This is a genomic window from Micromonospora echinospora (assembly GCF_014203425.1).
In the GTDB taxonomy this organism is placed as follows: Bacteria; Actinomycetota; Actinomycetes; order Mycobacteriales; family Micromonosporaceae; genus Micromonospora; species Micromonospora echinospora_A.
Map to the genome: position 1 here is coordinate 5,085,542 of NZ_JACHJC010000001.1, position 15,315 is coordinate 5,100,856.

At 71.4% G+C, this 15,315-nt stretch carries 17 protein-coding genes; 2 read left to right on the top strand and 15 right to left on the bottom strand.

What is annotated here, in order from left to right; all coding sequences use genetic code 11:
- Positions 1-78: 78 nt before the first annotated feature.
- The 3 genes from FHU28_RS23470 to FHU28_RS23480 all read right to left on the bottom strand — a co-directional run bounded on the left by FHU28_RS23470 (position 79) and on the right by FHU28_RS23480 (position 2,645).
- Positions 79-609 carry a hypothetical protein gene (locus FHU28_RS23470; protein ID WP_184686624.1) on the bottom strand — a complete coding sequence of 177 codons (531 nt, stop codon included), beginning with the start codon at positions 607-609 and terminating at the stop codon, positions 79-81.
- A 249-nt stretch (positions 610-858) separates the two neighbouring features.
- Entirely contained in the window at positions 859-1,443 is a 585-nt protein-coding gene (locus FHU28_RS23475) for a hypothetical protein (RefSeq protein WP_184686625.1), read from the bottom strand.
- A gap of 146 nt (positions 1,444-1,589) precedes the next feature.
- Positions 1,590-2,645, bottom strand: a complete 1,056-nt coding sequence (locus FHU28_RS23480) for a lytic polysaccharide monooxygenase auxiliary activity family 9 protein (RefSeq protein WP_184686626.1) — start codon at positions 2,643-2,645, stop codon at positions 1,590-1,592.
- A 229-nt stretch (positions 2,646-2,874) separates the two neighbouring features.
- On the opposite strand from FHU28_RS23480, the gene FHU28_RS23485 reads away from it, so the two are divergent.
- Positions 2,875-3,624, top strand: coding sequence for a maleylpyruvate isomerase family mycothiol-dependent enzyme (locus FHU28_RS23485; RefSeq protein ID WP_184686627.1), 750 nt, complete (start codon positions 2,875-2,877; stop codon positions 3,622-3,624).
- Positions 3,625-3,762: 138 nt separating this feature from the next.
- Here the strand turns inward: FHU28_RS23485 and urtE are convergent, their stop codons facing one another.
- From urtE to FHU28_RS23515, 6 genes are all read right to left on the bottom strand, one after another.
- The gene (gene urtE / locus FHU28_RS23490) at positions 3,763-4,455 is read right to left on the bottom strand and encodes an urea ABC transporter ATP-binding subunit UrtE (protein WP_184686628.1); all 693 of its coding nucleotides are present in this window, start codon (positions 4,453-4,455) and stop codon (positions 3,763-3,765) included.
- Positions 4,455-5,231, bottom strand: a complete 777-nt coding sequence (gene urtD, locus FHU28_RS23495; RefSeq protein WP_116506871.1) for an urea ABC transporter ATP-binding protein UrtD — start codon at positions 5,229-5,231, stop codon at positions 4,455-4,457. The genes urtE and urtD overlap by 1 nt, the downstream gene beginning before the upstream one ends.
- A complete protein-coding gene (gene urtC / locus FHU28_RS23500; RefSeq protein ID WP_184686629.1) occupies positions 5,228-6,415 on the bottom strand; it encodes an urea ABC transporter permease subunit UrtC in 1,188 nt (395 codons plus the stop codon). The genes urtD and urtC overlap by 4 nt, the downstream gene beginning before the upstream one ends.
- Complete coding sequence (gene urtB / locus FHU28_RS23505) at positions 6,412-7,299, bottom strand: urea ABC transporter permease subunit UrtB (RefSeq protein ID WP_184686630.1); 888 nt, start codon at positions 7,297-7,299, stop codon at positions 6,412-6,414. Before urtB ends, urtC begins: the two co-directional genes overlap by 4 nt.
- 76 nt (positions 7,300-7,375) lie before the next feature.
- Entirely contained in the window at positions 7,376-8,581 is a 1,206-nt protein-coding gene (gene urtA / locus FHU28_RS23510; protein WP_225980764.1) for an urea ABC transporter substrate-binding protein, read from the bottom strand.
- A gap of 442 nt (positions 8,582-9,023) precedes the next feature.
- Positions 9,024-10,106 carry a substrate-binding domain-containing protein gene (locus FHU28_RS23515; protein ID WP_184686631.1) on the bottom strand — a complete coding sequence of 361 codons (1,083 nt, stop codon included), beginning with the start codon at positions 10,104-10,106 and terminating at the stop codon, positions 9,024-9,026.
- A 96-nt stretch (positions 10,107-10,202) separates the two neighbouring features.
- On the opposite strand from FHU28_RS23515, the gene FHU28_RS23520 reads away from it, so the two are divergent.
- Positions 10,203-10,667 (top strand): MarR family winged helix-turn-helix transcriptional regulator, encoded by a 465-nt coding sequence (locus FHU28_RS23520; RefSeq protein WP_184686632.1) that lies wholly within the window; start codon positions 10,203-10,205, stop codon positions 10,665-10,667.
- An 8-nt stretch (positions 10,668-10,675) separates the two neighbouring features.
- On the opposite strand, the gene FHU28_RS23525 is transcribed toward FHU28_RS23520, so the two are convergent.
- From FHU28_RS23525 to FHU28_RS23550, 6 genes are read right to left on the bottom strand one after another with little or no spacing between them, the layout of a single operon-like run.
- The gene (locus tag FHU28_RS23525) at positions 10,676-11,416 is read right to left on the bottom strand and encodes an urease accessory protein UreD (RefSeq protein ID WP_184686633.1); all 741 of its coding nucleotides are present in this window, start codon (positions 11,414-11,416) and stop codon (positions 10,676-10,678) included.
- Complete coding sequence (ureG, locus tag FHU28_RS23530) at positions 11,416-12,186, bottom strand: urease accessory protein UreG (RefSeq protein ID WP_184686634.1); 771 nt, start codon at positions 12,184-12,186, stop codon at positions 11,416-11,418. The genes FHU28_RS23525 and ureG overlap by 1 nt, the downstream gene beginning before the upstream one ends.
- Positions 12,176-12,868, bottom strand: coding sequence for an urease accessory protein UreF (locus FHU28_RS23535; RefSeq protein WP_184686635.1), 693 nt, complete (start codon positions 12,866-12,868; stop codon positions 12,176-12,178). Before FHU28_RS23535 ends, ureG begins: the two co-directional genes overlap by 11 nt.
- Positions 12,868-14,571: an urease subunit alpha gene (locus FHU28_RS23540; RefSeq protein WP_184686636.1), complete on the bottom strand. Its 1,704-nt coding sequence runs from the start codon at positions 14,569-14,571 to the stop codon at positions 12,868-12,870. The genes FHU28_RS23535 and FHU28_RS23540 overlap by 1 nt, the downstream gene beginning before the upstream one ends.
- The gene (locus FHU28_RS23545; protein ID WP_184686637.1) at positions 14,568-14,963 is read right to left on the bottom strand and encodes an urease subunit beta; all 396 of its coding nucleotides are present in this window, start codon (positions 14,961-14,963) and stop codon (positions 14,568-14,570) included. The genes FHU28_RS23540 and FHU28_RS23545 overlap by 4 nt, the downstream gene beginning before the upstream one ends.
- A complete protein-coding gene (locus FHU28_RS23550) occupies positions 14,960-15,262 on the bottom strand; it encodes an urease subunit gamma (RefSeq protein ID WP_073827834.1) in 303 nt (100 codons plus the stop codon). The genes FHU28_RS23545 and FHU28_RS23550 overlap by 4 nt, the downstream gene beginning before the upstream one ends.
- Positions 15,263-15,315: the final 53 nt, after the last annotated feature.

Consider the following 15,315-nt stretch of genomic DNA (forward strand, 5'->3'; position numbering starts at 1 on the left):
GTGGCGGCGAGGCGGGTCAGGTCCAGCTACGCCGTGCCCTCACACGACCTCAACCGACCTGCCTGGCGGTACACCCACCTAGGTGAGCGCATGCACCAGTGCGGTCACCGCTCCGGCCAGGAGGGCCACGCCCGTGCCGGCACCGACGACGGCGCTAGGGGTCAGATTGCGTCGCCGGGCGACGGCGGCGCCGAGGAGCGCGACCAGGGTGACGAGCCCGGCCCAGATCGAGAGGGCCGGATACCCCAGAAGTGGCGCCAGGGGGAAGAAGTGCAGGCCGACGATCAGGGCGATCCAGACCGGAACCAGGGACGTGCGGCCGGCCCGCCGGAGCCAGATCGCGCCGGCGGCACAGAGGACCACCTCGATCAGGACGATCACACCGAAGAGCGGCCCCGTCCTCTCGTCCACGGAGTTGCCCTCGTCCCAGGTGCGCTCGGTGACGATGCCGCCGATGATCGCTGCCACCAGCGACAACACCGAGCCGATACCGAGCCACGGACGCCACGCCTTGGGCGGTGCCTCCTGCGCCCAGCCGAACCAGACCATCCCGAAGACTCCGAAGATCGCGGCGGTGGCGGCGGCGTTCGCGGCGAATTCAGCATCCATCGGCGCAGTCTAGGGGCAGATGACCGTCGCTCCGGACGGTGCCCGCGCGGGGCGCCACAACGCAAATCCGCTTGTGAACACGCTCAGGACGGCCCGCACCAGCGCCTCGCGGCAGGACGGAAGCAACAGGTGTCCTGGCCGGTGACACTGATCATTCCCTGGGGGTCGCGACGCACGACAATGACGCCTCCACCTTGGCGGATGGACGGTGCGGATGGCAGGGCAGCGGGTGTCGGCCGCTCGGTGTGGTCAGAGGCCGGCGGCGGCGTCGTACCGGCGCCGCAGGTCGGCCATCTCCGACGGGGGCAACGCTTCCCTGAGGGCCAGCTCCTCGTACTTGTCGGGGAACATCTCGCGAAGCCGGTCGACGAATCGGACGTCGGCGGTCGCCTCGACCACCTCGATGCCGGGAGGTCGGGTGGTCATGTCCATGATCAACGGGCCGACGAGTTTGACCGCTCCGTCCCAATGGCGCTTCTGTTCGGTGACGCCGCAGAGGTGGAAGCCGTAGACCGTCTCGACGTCGGCCAGTGTGGCGGCCCCGGCGGGCTCGTAGCCGTAGACATGGACTCCACAGACGATCGTCGGCGGGGCCTGCTCTCCGGCTGACGCCTCTGGGACGGTATGCCCGGCATGCTGATGATCTTTCGGGTCCGCCTGCTCGAGGGTCGTACGCATCCGGGTCAGGATCTCCTGGCGGAGAACTGCCGGGTCCGTCCTCGGGGTGGTCGAGGTGACCAGGGCGGCCACACCGATCGACGCGGCAAGCAGGCACACCTCGATCCATACGAAGACGCTTCGGTACCAGCCGCTGACGCCTACCCGGGAAATCATGGTCGTTCTTCACCTCATCGCGGTTCCTGGTGGTGGTGCAGGGCAGCAGGCGGGGTCTGTCGTGGTGGCGACCCCGCCGCACTGTCAGCCCCGGCGCAGGGCGACGGTGGGGTGGCGCGTGCCGCGCCACCCCACCGTCGATGCTGTTACCGGGCGGTGCAGGTGAGGGTGGGTGCGGAGTTGGTGCCGTTCCAGGAGGCGTTGAAGCCGAAGCTGGTGCTGGCGTTGGCGCTCAGGGAACCGTTGTAAGCGACGTTCGACGCGGAGACCGACGAACCGCTCGAGGTGACCGTCGCGTTCCAGGCGTTGGTGATGCTCTGGCCGTTGGGCCAGGTCCACGCCACCGTCCATCCGGAGATGGCGGCGTTGCCGGCCTGGACGGTGACCTCGGCGCCGAAGCCACCGGACCACTCGCTGGACTTGCGGTAGGTGGCGGTGCAGGCACCGTTGCCGGCCGGCGGCGGCGTGGTGGGCGGCGGAGTCGTCGGCGGCGGGGTGGTGGTGGGCGGCGGGGTCGTCGGCGGCGGGGTGCCGCCACCGCCGAAGATCACGTCACTGCAGAGGTAGTACGGCTGGTCGAGGTGGGATGCCTGCCAGATGGTGTAGACGACGTGCCGCCCGGTGCGGTTGCCCGCGTTCACCTGCGCCTCGTAGAGCCCGGTGGTCGGGTAGCTGCCGGTGCGCAGCACCAGTTCGAGGCTGTTCCAGGTGAGGGGCTGGGTGGTCGGGTCGAAGCCCTGCTTGGTGATGTAGATCAACATGTAGTCGGCACCGTGCTTGGCACCGTCGGTCAGCGTCAGCGTGAAGTTGTTCGGCATTGGCTTCGCGGTCCACGCGCCGACCGCGTCGAGCGAGGCGTACAGGCCACCCTGGGTGCGACCGCCGCTGCACAGCTGTCCGTCAGGGACGGCGGCCTGGTGGTTGCCGCCGACGTTCTCGCGGTACAGGCCGTTCCAGTTCCACATGGTGTTCGGGTTGGCCTGCCACGCCTGCCAGCACATCGGGTCGGTCTGGGCCATCGTGGGGTTGAGGTGGTCGGAACCCCAGCGCTCGTAACATCCGTAGTTGCGTGACGGCGGGTTGGTGACCGATCCGTGCGCCGAGGCCGGAGCGGCCTGGTTGACCACGACCATCGTGAACGAGGCGACGAGAACTGCAACCGCGCTCAGTCCCAGGCGGCGTGCTGTTCGTGAGATTTTCATCGATGCTCCAGTGGATGCGCCGGCGCCCAGTTGCCCTCGCTGGGTGCCCACCCCGGAGAATGTGACGCCGATCGATTAAAGCCGTCCGAGAGGTGGACGGCACTGCTGCCCAGCAGCGCTTGGCGACTCCCAGCCACGATGTTAGTAGAGACCGCCGTCAATGTAAATCGATACCGATGACACGACTCCCGCCTGGCGGTGGGCAGGTGGCCCGTGGGACGCTCCCGTCATGCGTATCGCCGAGCACATCGCCGTGCTGGATGAGGAGGGCGTCCGACTGGCAGAGGCGGCGCGCCGGGCGGGCCTGGACGCACCCGTGCCCACCTGCCCGGGATGGCAGGTCCGTGATCTGCTGCGCCATGTCGGCGGTGTACATCGCTGGGCCACTGCCCACGTGATCACGGGACGCCGTCAGCCTTTCTCCGATCGGGAAGAGGCGGAGTTCTTCGCCGCAGTCGATGACGACGAGCTGTCGGACTGGTTTCGGGAGGGCCACCGCGCACTCGTGGACACGCTGGCAGCGGCTGACGAGAGCGTGGAGTGTTGGATGTTTCTCCCCGCGCCCTCGCCGTTGGCGTTCTGGGCACGTCGGCAGGCTCACGAGACCGCAGTACACCGCGCCGATGCCGAGTCGGCCATCTCCACGGTTCCGCACTGGGACCCGTCCTTCGCCGCTGACGGCATCGATGAACTGCTCAGCGGCTTCTTCGGCCGGCCCGGTGGGCGTCTGGTGGCCGATCCATCCCGCAGCATGGCCCTGGTGCCCACTGACATCGACGCGGGATGGACCTTCCACATCGAGCCGGCCGGGCGCCGACTGGTCGCCGGTGAGATGCCGGCCCAGCTGACCATCGTGGGACCTGCATCCGAGCTCTACCTCTTGCTGTGGAACCGGAGCGGGACTGAACGCCTTGAACTACGCGGCGACGCGGCCGTCCTGGATCTCTGGCGGACACGGGCCACGGTCACCTGGAACTGACGCGGCATGTGCGGGTGCCTTCGACGTGCTGCTGCGCCGAGTATGAGCAGGCCGCCGCGAGGTGACGGGGAACGGGCCTGTCCGTTCGGTGGCGCCGCCGCCGGGCCACGCTCGGCCGAAGGCGCGACCCGACCCGGATCAGACCGCGAGGGCCGCGCGTACCTCCCGCTCCGCCGTCACTCCCCCGTCGCCGTGCGAGGTGACCCGGCCGGATTCGAGGACGTGGTAGCGGCTCGCCACCCGCAGCGCGAACCCGAGGTGCTGCTCGACGAGCAGCACGCTGAAGCCGGACTGCCGGGTCAGCTCGACGATCCGCTCCTGGATCTCGGCGACCACCGACGGCTGGATGCCCTCGGTCGGCTCGTCCAGCATGAGCAGCCGCGGCCGGGTGATCAACGCGCGGGCGATGGCGAGCTGCTGACGCTGACCACCGGAGAGCAGCCCCGCCCGCCGCCGCAGCAGCGGACGCAGCGCCGGGAACAGGTCCAGCACCTCCGCGGTCACCACCGCGCCGTCGCGCCGGGCGTCGGCGACGAGGCGCAGGTTCTCCGCCGCCGTCAGGTGCGGGAAGCACTGCTGGCCCTGCGGGACGTACGCCATGCCGCGCGCCACGCGCTCGTGCGGCGCGAGACGGGTGACGTCCTCGCCGTCCAGCTCGACGGTGCCGGCGGTCGGGCGCAGCAGGCCCGCCGCGACCCGCAGCAGGGTGCTCTTGCCGGCGCCGTTGTGCCCGAGCACCGCGGCCACCCCGTCGGGCGGGACGGCGAGGTCCACGCCGTGCAGCACCCGGGAACGTCCGTATCCGGCGTGCACCCCACTCAGGGTCAGCATCATGCCTCCAGACCGCTGGGGACCGACCCGGCGTCGACCGGATGGCCGAGGTAGACCTCCTGCACGCGCGGGTCCGCCTGGACCTGCGCCACAGTGCCCTCGCTGAGCACCTTTCCCGCGTGCAGCACGGTGACGCTGCGCGCGAAGCGACGCAGGAAGTCCATGTCGTGCTCGATCACCACCACCGTGCGATCCCGGCTCACCGTCGCCAGCAGGGCGCCCGTGGCGTCGCGCTCCTCGTGGCTCATCCCGGCGACCGGCTCGTCGAGCAGCAGCAGCCGCGCGTCCTGCACCAGCAGCATGCCGATCTCCAACCACTGCTTCTGGCCGTGCGCGAGCGTGCCGGCGAGCTGGTCGGCCCGGCCGGTCAGCCCGATGGTCTCCAGCGCGGCGGCCACCTCGTCGGGGATCCCCCGCCGACGCCGGGCGAGGGTGGCCCAGCTCCGGCGGGCGCCCGCGGCGATGTCGAGGTTCTGCACGACCGACAGCTCCTCGAAGATCGTCGACGTCTGGAACGTCCGGCCGACGCCGAGCCGGCTGATCCGGTGCACCGGGCGACCCAGCAGCTCCTGGTCGCCGAAGCGCACCGAGCCGGTGGCCCGCACCAGACCGGTGATCGCGTCGACAAGGGTGGTCTTGCCGGCGCCGTTCGGCCCGATCAGGAACCGGATGTCACCGGCGGGCACCTCCAGCGAGACGCCGTCCACGGCGGTGAAGCCGTCGAAGCTGACCCGCACGTCACGGACGGACAGCCCGTCCAGCCGGTCGTCGCTCATTGGTGCACCTCCGCCCGCTCGGCACGTCGTCGGCCCAGCACCGGCCAGCCGCGCCGGCTCCGCTCCGGGCCGGCGTCGCGGCGGCGGGCCAGCGCCCACAGCGACGCCAGGCCGCCGGGAAGGAACGCCACCACCACCACGAAGAGCAGACCCTGCAGGTACGTCCAGGTGCCCGGGAAACGTTCGGACAGGGCGGTACGCGCCCAGGCGACCGCCACCGCGCCGAGCACCGGCCCGAGCAGCGTGGCCCGGCCGCCCACCGCCACACCGATGACGAACTCGATCGACGGGACGATGCCGATGAGGGCGGGCGAGATGATGCCCACCGCCGGCACGAACAGCGCGCCGGCGAGGCCCGCCATGCCCGCCGCCACCACGTAGGCGACGAGCTTCACCGACGCCGGGTCGTAGCCGAGGAAACGGACCCGCTCCTCGCTGTCACGTACCGCCACCAGCAGTTCCCCGTAGCGGCTGTGGATGAGCTGGCGGGCCAGCGCGAGCAGCCCGAGCAGGACGCCGGCGATGATGAAGTAGACCATCCGCTGGTTGACCGGGTCGTCCAGGTCGTAACCGAAGAAGCCCTGGATGTCGGTGAGCCCGTTGGTGCCGCCAGTGGTCCCCTGCTGGCCGATCAACAGGATCACCATGGCGGCGGCGAGAGCCTGGCTGAGGATGGCGAAGTACGCGCCCCGCACACGACGGCGGAACACCAGCGAGCCGAGCCCGAAGGCGACGGCCATCGGCAGCAGAACCGTGGCCGGCAGCGCGAACCACGGGCTGGCGAACGGCCGCCACCAGACTGGCAGTTCGTCGAGCTGCCCGTACAGCTGCATGAAGTCGGGCATCCCACCGGGACCCGCGTCGGCGAGCTTGAGGTGCATGGCCATCGCGTAGCCGCCCAGGCCGAAGAAGACGCCCTGGCCGAGGGTGAGCATGCCGCCGCGCCCCCAGGCGATGCCGATGCCGACGGCCACCATGGCGACGCAGAGGTACTTGGCGAGCAGGGCCAGCCGGAAGTCCGACAGCGTCAGCGGCGCGACGGCGAACAGCAGCGCCGCGCCGAACGCGAACCCCGCCGCCGTGCGCAGCCGCGGCCGGTCACCGGACCGGCTCGGAGGCGCGATGTCGGCCGGGGCCGGTGCGCCCCCGGCGGTACTCGGCGGCGCGGGTGTCACGGCGGTCATGCGAGGCTCCTGGTCCGCAGGGTGAACAGGCCCTGTGGCCGCCACTGGAGGAACGCGACGATCGCCACGAAGACGATCACCTTGGCGACGCTGAGGGTCGTGAGGTACTCCCCGGTGGCCTGGAGGACCCCGAGGGCGAAGGCGACGATCACGCTGCCCTTGAGCTGACCGATCCCGCCGACCACGACGACCAGGAAGGCGTCGATGATCAGGTTGGTGCCCATGGTCGGGCCGATCGGGCCGAGGAGGGTGAGCGCCACCCCGGCGAGCCCGGCCAGGCCCGAGCCGAGAAAGAAGGTCGTCCGGTCGACCCGGGTGGTGGGGATGCCGGACACCGCGGCGAGGTCGCGGTTCTGCACGACCGCGCGGATCCGGCGCCCCAACGGGGTGAACCGCAGCGCCAGAGTGAGGGCGGCGACGGCGGCCAGGGCGAGGGCCAGGATGAACAGCCGGTTGTTGGCGACCGTCAGCCCGCCGGGCACCGCCACGTTGCCGGTGAGCAGGTCCGGCGCGCGGGTCTGCACGTTCGGACTGCCGAAGATGTCCCGGGCGAGCTGTTGCAGCATCAGGGACACGCCCCAGGTGACCAGCAGGGTGTCCAGGGGACGGGCGTAGAGCCGGCGGATCAGCAGGATCTCCAGCAGCACCCCCATCGTGCCGGCGACCACGAACGCCACCGGCAGCGCGACCAGCAGCGACAGGCCGGCGCCGGTGATGCTCTGTTGCAGCACGTACGTGGTGTAGGCGCCGGCCATGATGAATTCGCCGTGCGCCATGTTGATGACATTCATCTGGCCGAAGGTCAGCGCCAGCCCGAGCGCGATGAGCAGCAGCACCGCGCCGATGCTGATGCCGGTGAAGAGTTGACCGAAGAGGACTGTCACGGTGGGTACTCCCGTACTGCTGGTCGGGGACCCGGGCGGGGCGCGTCGTCGCGGTGCCCGCCCGGGGCCGGCGTCGTCAGCTCAGGCCGCTCGCCCACGGATAGGTCTTGAGGTACGGGTCCGGCGCGATCGGCTTGCCGGAGTTCCACACCTCGGTGATCAGGCCGTCCGCGCCGACCTTGCCGATGCGGGCGGTCTTGGCGATGTGCTGGGTCTTGCCGTCGACGGTGACCAGGCCCTCCGGCGCGTCGAAGGTGATTCCGTCGGAGGCGCCGCGGACCTTCTCGACGTCGAACGCGCCGGCCTTCTCGACCATCGCCTTCCACAGGTAGACGCTGACGTAGGCGGCCTCCATCGGGTCGCTCGTCGGCTTGTCCGCGCCGTACTTCGCCTTGTACGCGGCCACGAACTTGCCGTTCGCCGCGCCGGGCGTGGTCTGGTAGTAGTTCCAGGCGGTCAGTTGCCCCTCCAGGTACTGGGTGCCGATGCTCTTTACCTCCTCCTCGGCGATGGACACCGACACCACCGGCATCGCGGCGGCGGTCAGGCCGGCCGACTTGTACTCCTTGAAGAACGCCACGTTGCTGTCGCCGTTGAGGGTGTTGAAGACCGCCTTCGCGCCGGACGACTTGACCTTGTTGACGATCGTGCCGAATTCGGTGGACCCGAGCGGCGCGTAATCCTCGCCGACCACTGTCATCCCGTTCGCCGCCGCGTACGCCTTGATGATTTTGTTTGCCGTCCGCGGGAAGACGTAGTCGCTGCCGACCAGGTAGACCGACTTCGTCCCCTGGGCCTTGAGGTAGTCGAGCCCGGGGACGATCTGCTGGTTGGTCGTCGCGCCCGTGTAGAAGATGTAGGGCGACTGTTCCAGACCCTCGTACTGCACCGGGTAGAACAGCAGCGCCTTGTTCTTCTCGAACACCGGCTTGACCGCCTTACGGCTGGCCGACGTCCAGCACCCGAAAACGGCTGCGACCCGGTCCTCGGAGATGAGCTTCTCGGCCTTCTCCGCGAAGGTGGGCCAGTCCGAGGCGCCGTCCTCCCCGACCGGCTGGATCTTCTTGCCGAGGACGCCGCCGGCCGCGTTGATCTCCTCGACGGCGAGCATGATGGAGTCGCGGACGGTGACCTCGCTGATCGCCATGGTGCCGGAGAGCGAGTTGAGCAGGCCCACCTTGACGGTGTTGCCGGAGACGTCGGCGGTGACGCCGGCCGCGCCGCCCTCGTCACTGGTCTTGCTGCCGCACGCGGTCATGGCCGCCGCGGCGACGAGGGTCATGGCACCCGCCAGGATACGGCGGCCCCAAAGAACTGACATCTAATCTCCCTGCGGTGCACTCAAGTATCGAAAGGACGGTCGGTGCGGTCCGGTGGAGTTGGCGATGCCGAGGTCGACGGGTGGACGTCGCCTGTGGTCATCGCATCGGTTACGGGCACGCAAAGCGTTGACCGGCATGATTGCGCGGACGTTTCCCAGTCCTTAATTGACTGTTTCCCGCACACCTGGAGAGAACGCATGACACAACGGCTGACACCGTCGCACGTAAGACGGTTTCAGCCGTGATTAATTCGGTGAAGAATTGCCACCACAATGGTCGGCGGACAGATTCCGCCGACGGTGGACAGACGATCGTGGTATCCGCCCTCAGGGGTAGATACTTCACGCAGGAAGCATCTTATGGCCGGGCCGGGTGGACGTGTCAAGGGTCTGTACCGGGCGGTCAGAGCTGGGCGAGCACTGTGAAGTCGAGACCGTCGGCCTCGGCGAGGTAGATCCGCTGGCGCACGTGCCGTCGACGCAGCTGCAGCCGACCGCGCGGCCCGTGGTACGCCACCGTGTCGGCAGCCGTCTCGATCGCCCGTACGTCGAGGGTGCGGGCCTGCCCGATCAGGGCGGCGAGCAGCATCACGCCCTCGTAGCAGGACTCCCCCAGGCTGCCCAGCGGCGGCGCCTCCACCCCGAACCGGCGGGCGAACTCGCCGTGGAAGTCCAGGTTCTCCTGCGTCACGAGGCCGGCGAAGAAGCCCGCCGTGCTGTAGAGCCGCCGCGTCGCGCCCGCCCCGCTGGCCAGCAGCATGTTCTCGTCCATCAGGGTGCTCAGCCGCAGGCAGCGCTGGTCCATCGCGGCACGCGCGAACGCCCTGTTGAACCGCACCGCGTCCGCGCCGACGAGCAGCATCACCACGGCGTCGGCCGCGCTGCGCTCGATCCGGCGCAACACGTCGTCGAAGTCGTGCGTCTCCAACGGCAGGAACGCCTGCCCCACCACGCGACCACCGCCGCGCAGCGCGTACCGCTGGGCCGCCCGCGCGGTACGCCGGGGCCACACGTAGTCGTTGCCGACCACAAACCAGCGGCGCACGCCCTGCTCCCCCGCGAGCAGCCGCATCGCGGGCCACAGTTGCGCGTCCGGCGTCTCGCTTGTCAGATAGACCCCTTCGGTACGCTCACCGCCCTCGTACAGGGCGGTGTAGACGTACGGCACGCGGTGCGCGACCCGGGGCGCGAGCGCCTGCCGCACCGAAGAGATGTGCCAGCCGGTCACGCCCTGCACGGCGCCCATCGACACCAGCGCCTCCACCTGGGCGGCCACCTCGGCCGGCGGGGCGCCACCGTCGAGGGGCACCAGCCGCACCTCGCGGCCCAGCACCCCGCCACCGGCGTTGATCTCCTCGACCGCGAGCTGGGCACAGAGTTCGCAGGTCGGGCCGAACATTCCCGCCGGCCCGCGCATCGGGTACACCAGCGCGATGCTGACCACGGCCCGATCGACTGTGAGCCACGGCGGTGCCGGCGCGGACATGAGCCCATGATTGCCCGGCCGACGTGGGAAAACCATAGCTCTCCATGGACCGGGACGAGTCGCTACCATGGCAGGGCCACCGGCCCAGGGAGTTCCATGTCAGACGTGCCCGGGGCGCCAGCCGATCTGCTGCGCTCGCTCACCCGCGCCGAACGGCTGCTCTCCCGCCGGTTGGCCGCCGTGCTGGCCGACGACGACCTGACCACGGAGGCGTGGCGGGTGCTCTGCCTGCTCGCCGACGGTCAGGGCCATCCGATGAGCGAGGTGTCCGCCGAGGCGTCGTTGCCGCCGGGGACCCTCACCAAGCTGGTCGACCAGCTCGTCGACCGTAACCTCGTGTTCCGGCGGATCGACCCGCTGGACCGCCGGCGTATCCGGGCCTACCTGACCGCCCGGGGCCGCCGCGAGCACGCCCGCCTCGACGAGCGGGTCCGCACCAGCCTCGCCGAGGCGGACGTACCGGCCGACACCGCCCTGCTCGACCACCTCGCCGAGCTGATCGCCCGCCTCGACCCGGCGGGCCGCCGCGACATCGCCGAGGCGGCCGGCCTTCGCCGTTGACCCTCGTCTCAATCCACCTCGGTGAGCAGCGGGTCGCCTTCGAGGTGGGCGCGCAGCGTGTGCGCGTCGGGAGCGGTGGCTGTCCACAGTGTCGCCGTACCGCCTGCCAGGGGCAGCCGGGCGAGGGTGCCCTCGACAGTCGCGGTCTCGTGGGGAAGCGACGGGTCCACCACCAGCAGTGACCCGGTGGCCGGCGCGCCGCCGAGCACCGCGGGGCCGGCCCAGCCGGGCGCGCCCGGTCCCACGGCAAGCGACTGGCGCAGCAGCGGCCGGCCGTCGTAGTCGACCCGGGTGTGGACGACCGCGCCGCCCGGCGCCTCGCCGTACCGGCCGCAGATCACCTCGTCGCGCCAGGTCAGCCTCGCCCCGGCGGCCAGCTCGACCCGGGACTCGGCGAGGTGGGCGCAGCCGGCCGCGGCGACCAGTTGCTCGGGCAGCCAGTGCAGTGCGCCGCCGTCGTGCACCACGGCGTTGACCGCCATCCGCGACACGACGCCGGGCCGGCCGGGCAGGGCGACCGAGGCGGCGACGGTGTGTACCCGCACCGCCGCCCCCGGTCCCACGTCGATCTCCAGCCGCAGGTCGTCGCCGGCAAGCGGGCCGGCCGCACCGCCGACGACGTACACGGTCGCGACACCACCGCTGCCGGGCGTCTGTCGCAGCAGCAGCGGCGTCTCACCGCGCAGCTCGGCGAGGACCGTGCCGCCCCGGCCGTCGGCCCGGGCCACCAGCCGGGCGTGCGCGCGCATCAGGCCGGGCCGCCCCGCGCGGCGGCCGGGTGCAGAGCCGCGTGGTGGGCCAGTTCGTGGCGGATCCAGTCGGCGACCCGCCCCGCCGCCGGGTCGCCGACGATCGACAGGAACACGGTCGGCAGGTCGCCGCGCCGGGCCCGCGCGTCCCGGTCCATGACGGCCAGGTCCGCGCCCACCATGGGGGCCAGGTCGGTCTTGTTGATCACGAGCAGGTCGGCGGACGTCACCCCGGGTCCGCCCTTGCGAGGCACCTTGTCCCCGCCGGCCACGTCGACCACGAATATCTGCCGGTCCACCAGGCCCCGGCTGAACGTGGCGGTCAGGTTGTCCCCGCCGCTCTCGACCAGCACCAGGTCCAGCGGGCCGACCGCCTCGGCCAACTCGTCCACGGCGTCGAGGTTGGCCCCGATGTCGTCCCGGATGGCGGTGTGCGGGCAGCAACCGGTCTCCACGGCGCGGATCCGGGCCGGGTCCAGCACGCCGGCCCGCTTGAGGAAGTCGGCGTCCTCGGTCGTGTAGATGTCGTTGGTGACCACGCCGAGTCGCAGCTCACCGGCGAACGCCCGGCACAGGGCCGCCACCAGGGCGGTCTTGCCGGACCCGACCGGCCCGCCGATGCCGACGCGCAGCGCCCGGCCGGCTCGGGCCAGCGGCGGATGCGGGTCCACCCCCGGTTCGGGGTGGGTGTGCGGAACGGTCTCGTCGTGCGGGGCAGGATTCCGGCCGGCAGTGGGCGTAGCGGCCGGCACAACGGTGTCAGGACGCAAAGAGACGCACCTCCCAGGTGGCATGAGCTTCGGCATGGATGTCGGCAAGAGGAGCGGCCGCCGCGGGCAGCCGCTCGGGTGGATCGTCGGCGGCCCGGGCCGCCTCGGCGGCGGTGCCGTCGCACAAATCGGCGAGACCGACCAGCAGGGCCTGGACCTGGTACGGGTCGAGGCCGAGCAGGCGTACGGCCGCACTGGCCGCACCGGTCACCGTCCAGTGGGCGGCGACCGTGGCGGTCTCGGCGCGGCTCAGGTCGGCGGCGGCGCAGAGCAGCCCGAGCACCAACGGCTGGTGCGGTCCGCCAGGTGTGGAGGGCAGGTCGTCGAAGGACGCCTGCGGCCAGATGGCCCGGCCCGCGCGCAGCAGAGCCCGTCCCTGGCGACGGGACACCGTGCGCAGCGCCGGTGCCGCCGTCCGGGCGTCCAGCTCCGCGTCGAGCAACGCCAGCGTGGACCCGCGTACGGCGGAGCCGGCCGAGGTCACCGCCCGGTGCGCCGCCGCCGCGAACGCCGCACCGACCAGCCCGGCGGTGGCCAGCCGACCGGCCAGGAACGCCTCCAACGTGGCCAGGTCGGTGACCCGGCCGGAGGCGACGGCCGCCTCCAGGCCGCCTGAGTGGGCGTGCGCGCCGGCCGGGAAGCGACCGTCGGCCAGCAGCAGGAGCAGGCTCGACGTCGCCATCAGAACAGGAAGTACCGCTGGGCCATCGGCAGGCGTGGCACCGGGTCCGGCTCCACCGCCTGGCCGTCGATCCGCACCGTGAAGGTGTCCGGGTCCACCTCGATCCGGGGCATCGCGTCGTTCTCCGGCAGGTCGGCCTTGCCCCGCGAGCGCACGTCCGCGACGGGCACCACCCGTCGCCGCACGTCGAGGCGCAGCCCCGCGTCGAGGGCGGCCGGCGCGACGAACGCCAGGCTGGTGGCCGACGCCGCGGCACCGTACGCCCCGAACATCGGGCGCGGCAGCACCGGCTGCGGCGTCGGGATGGACGCGTTGGCGTCACCCATCTGGGCGTACGCGATCATGCCGCCCTTGAGCACCAGGTGCGGTCGTACGCCGAAGAACGCCGGATCCCACAGCACCAGGTCGGCCAGCTTGCCCGGCTCGACCGAGCCGATCTCCCGGTCCAGCCCGTTCGCCATCGCCGCGCAGATGGTGTACTTCGCCACGTACCGGCGGGCCCGGTGGTTGTCGGCCGCGCCGTCGCCCGGCAGCGCGCCGACCCGCTCCTTCATGACGTGCGCGCTCTGCCAGGTTCGCAGGATCACCTCGCCCACCCGGCCCATCGCCTGGGCGTCGGAGCCGATGATGGAGATCGCGCCGAGGTCGTGCAGCAGGTCCTCGGCGGCCATCGTGGACGGTCGGATGCGGCTCTCGGCGAAGGCCAGGTCCTCCGGCACGGACGGGTTGAGATGGTGGCAGACCATCAGCATGTCCAGGTGCTCGGCGAGCGTGTTGGCGGTGTACGGCCGGGTCGGGTTGGTCGACGACGGCAGAACGTTGGGCTCGCCGGCCACCGTGATGATGTCCGGCGCGTGCCCGCCTCCCGCGCCCTCGGTGTGGTACGAGTGGATGGCCCGGCCGGCGATCGCCCGCAGCGTGTCGGCCACGAATCCGGCCTCGTTGAGGGTGTCGGTGTGAATGGACACCTGCACCCCGGAGGCGTCCGCCACCCGCAGGCAGGCGTCGATCGCCGCCGGTGTGGTGCCCCAGTCCTCGTGCAGCTTGAAACCGCCCGCGCCGGCGCGCAACTGCTCCCACAGCGCCTCCTGCGAGACGGTGTTGCCCTTGCCGAGCAGCAGCACGTTGACCGGCAGCGTGTCCAGCGCCTCGTGCATGCGGGCCAGGTGCCAGGCGTTCGGGGTGACAGTCGTGGCCCGGGTGCCCTCGGCGGGGCCGGTGCCGCCGCCGACGAGTGTGGTGATGCCGCTGGCCAGCGCCTCGGTGACGATCTCCGGGCAGATGAAGTGCACGTGCGTGTCGACGGCGCCGGCCGTGAGGATCCGGCCGTTGCCGGCGATGACCTCGGTGGCCGGGCCGATGACCAGTTCGGGATGGACGCCGGGCATGGTGTCCGGGTTGCCGGCCCGGCCCAGCGCCACGATCCGCCCGTCGCGCAGGCCCACGTCGGCCTTGACCACGCCCCAGTGGTCGAGCACCACCGCACCGGTGATGACGGTGTCGAGGGCGCCCTCGGCGCGGGTCGCCCGCGACTGGCCCATCGACTCGCGGATCACCTTCCCGCCGCCGAAGACCGCCTCGTCGCCGCCCACGCAGTGGTCGGTCTCCACCTCGATCAGCAGGCTCGTGTCGGCCAGCCGGATGCGGTCGCCGGTGGTCGGTCCGTACAGGTCGATGTAGCGGTCCCGCCGCACGGCGCTCACCGCGCCGGCCCGTCGGTCGTCGGCGCCCCGCTCGCCGGCGCGTCTGTTTCCGGCGCGTCTGTTTCCGGCGCGGTCGGTGGCGCTTCGTCCAGCGGGCCGGCGCACTCGCCGCGCAGACCGGGCACGACGCGTGCGCCGCCGAGCGGGACCAGCTCGACGTTGCGGCTCACGCCCGGCTCGAACCGGACCGAGGTGCCCGCCGGAACGGCGAGACGCTGACCCCAGGCGACGGCCCGGTCGAACATCAGGGCCGGGTTGGCCTCGGCGAAGTGGTAGTGCGAGCCGACCTGCACCGGACGGTCGGCGGTGTTGACCACGACCACTGTGGTCACCGGCCGACCCACGTTGATCTCGACCGGGCCGGCCGCCGGCAGGATCTCCCCGGGGATCACGGGATCGGGTGGTGCACCGTCACGAGCTTGGTACCGTCCGGGAACGTCGCCTCCACCTGCACCTCCCTCAGCATTTCGGGGATGCCGTCCTGGACGTCCTCGCGGCCGAGCACAGTCCGGCCGGCGGACATGAGGTCGACCACCGACCGCCCGTCGCGGGCCCCTTCGAGCAGGAAGGCGACGATGATCGCGACGGCTTCGGGATAGTTGAGTCGCAGGCCGCGCTCGCGGCGGCGGCGAGCGACGTCGGCCGCGACGTGGACGAGCAGGCGGTCCTGCTCGTGCGGGCTGAGGAACACGGGATTCTCCGGTGGGGATCGGCGTGGCCCGCTCGCCGTCGGCTCCGCGCGGA

Bases quoted from the DNA above. Each gene is read 5' to 3' on its own strand.
- FHU28_RS23475 (WP_184686625.1), bottom strand. From the start codon at position 1,443: ATGATTTCCCGGGTAGGCGTCAGCGGCTGGTACCGAAGCGTCTTCGTA.
- FHU28_RS23525 (WP_184686633.1), bottom strand. From the start codon at position 11,416: ATGCGCGCGCACGCCCGGCTGGTGGCCCGGGCCGACGGCCGGGGCGGC.
- FHU28_RS23480 (WP_184686626.1), bottom strand. From the start codon at position 2,645: ATGAAAATCTCACGAACAGCACGCCGCCTGGGACTGAGCGCGGTTGCA.
- urtC (WP_184686629.1), bottom strand. From the start codon at position 6,415: ATGACCGCCGTGACACCCGCGCCGCCGAGTACCGCCGGGGGCGCACCG.
- FHU28_RS23485 (WP_184686627.1), top strand. From the start codon at position 2,875: ATGCGTATCGCCGAGCACATCGCCGTGCTGGATGAGGAGGGCGTCCGA.
- FHU28_RS23535 (WP_184686635.1), bottom strand. From the start codon at position 12,868: ATGGCGACGTCGAGCCTGCTCCTGCTGCTGGCCGACGGTCGCTTCCCG.
- urtE (WP_184686628.1), bottom strand. From the start codon at position 4,455: ATGCTGACCCTGAGTGGGGTGCACGCCGGATACGGACGTTCCCGGGTG.
- urtD (WP_116506871.1), bottom strand. From the start codon at position 5,231: ATGAGCGACGACCGGCTGGACGGGCTGTCCGTCCGTGACGTGCGGGTC.
- FHU28_RS23515 (WP_184686631.1), bottom strand. From the start codon at position 10,106: ATGTCCGCGCCGGCACCGCCGTGGCTCACAGTCGATCGGGCCGTGGTC.
- FHU28_RS23470 (WP_184686624.1), bottom strand. From the start codon at position 609: ATGGATGCTGAATTCGCCGCGAACGCCGCCGCCACCGCCGCGATCTTC.
- FHU28_RS23520 (WP_184686632.1), top strand. From the start codon at position 10,203: ATGTCAGACGTGCCCGGGGCGCCAGCCGATCTGCTGCGCTCGCTCACC.
- urtA (WP_225980764.1), bottom strand. From the start codon at position 8,581: ATGACCCTCGTCGCCGCGGCGGCCATGACCGCGTGCGGCAGCAAGACC.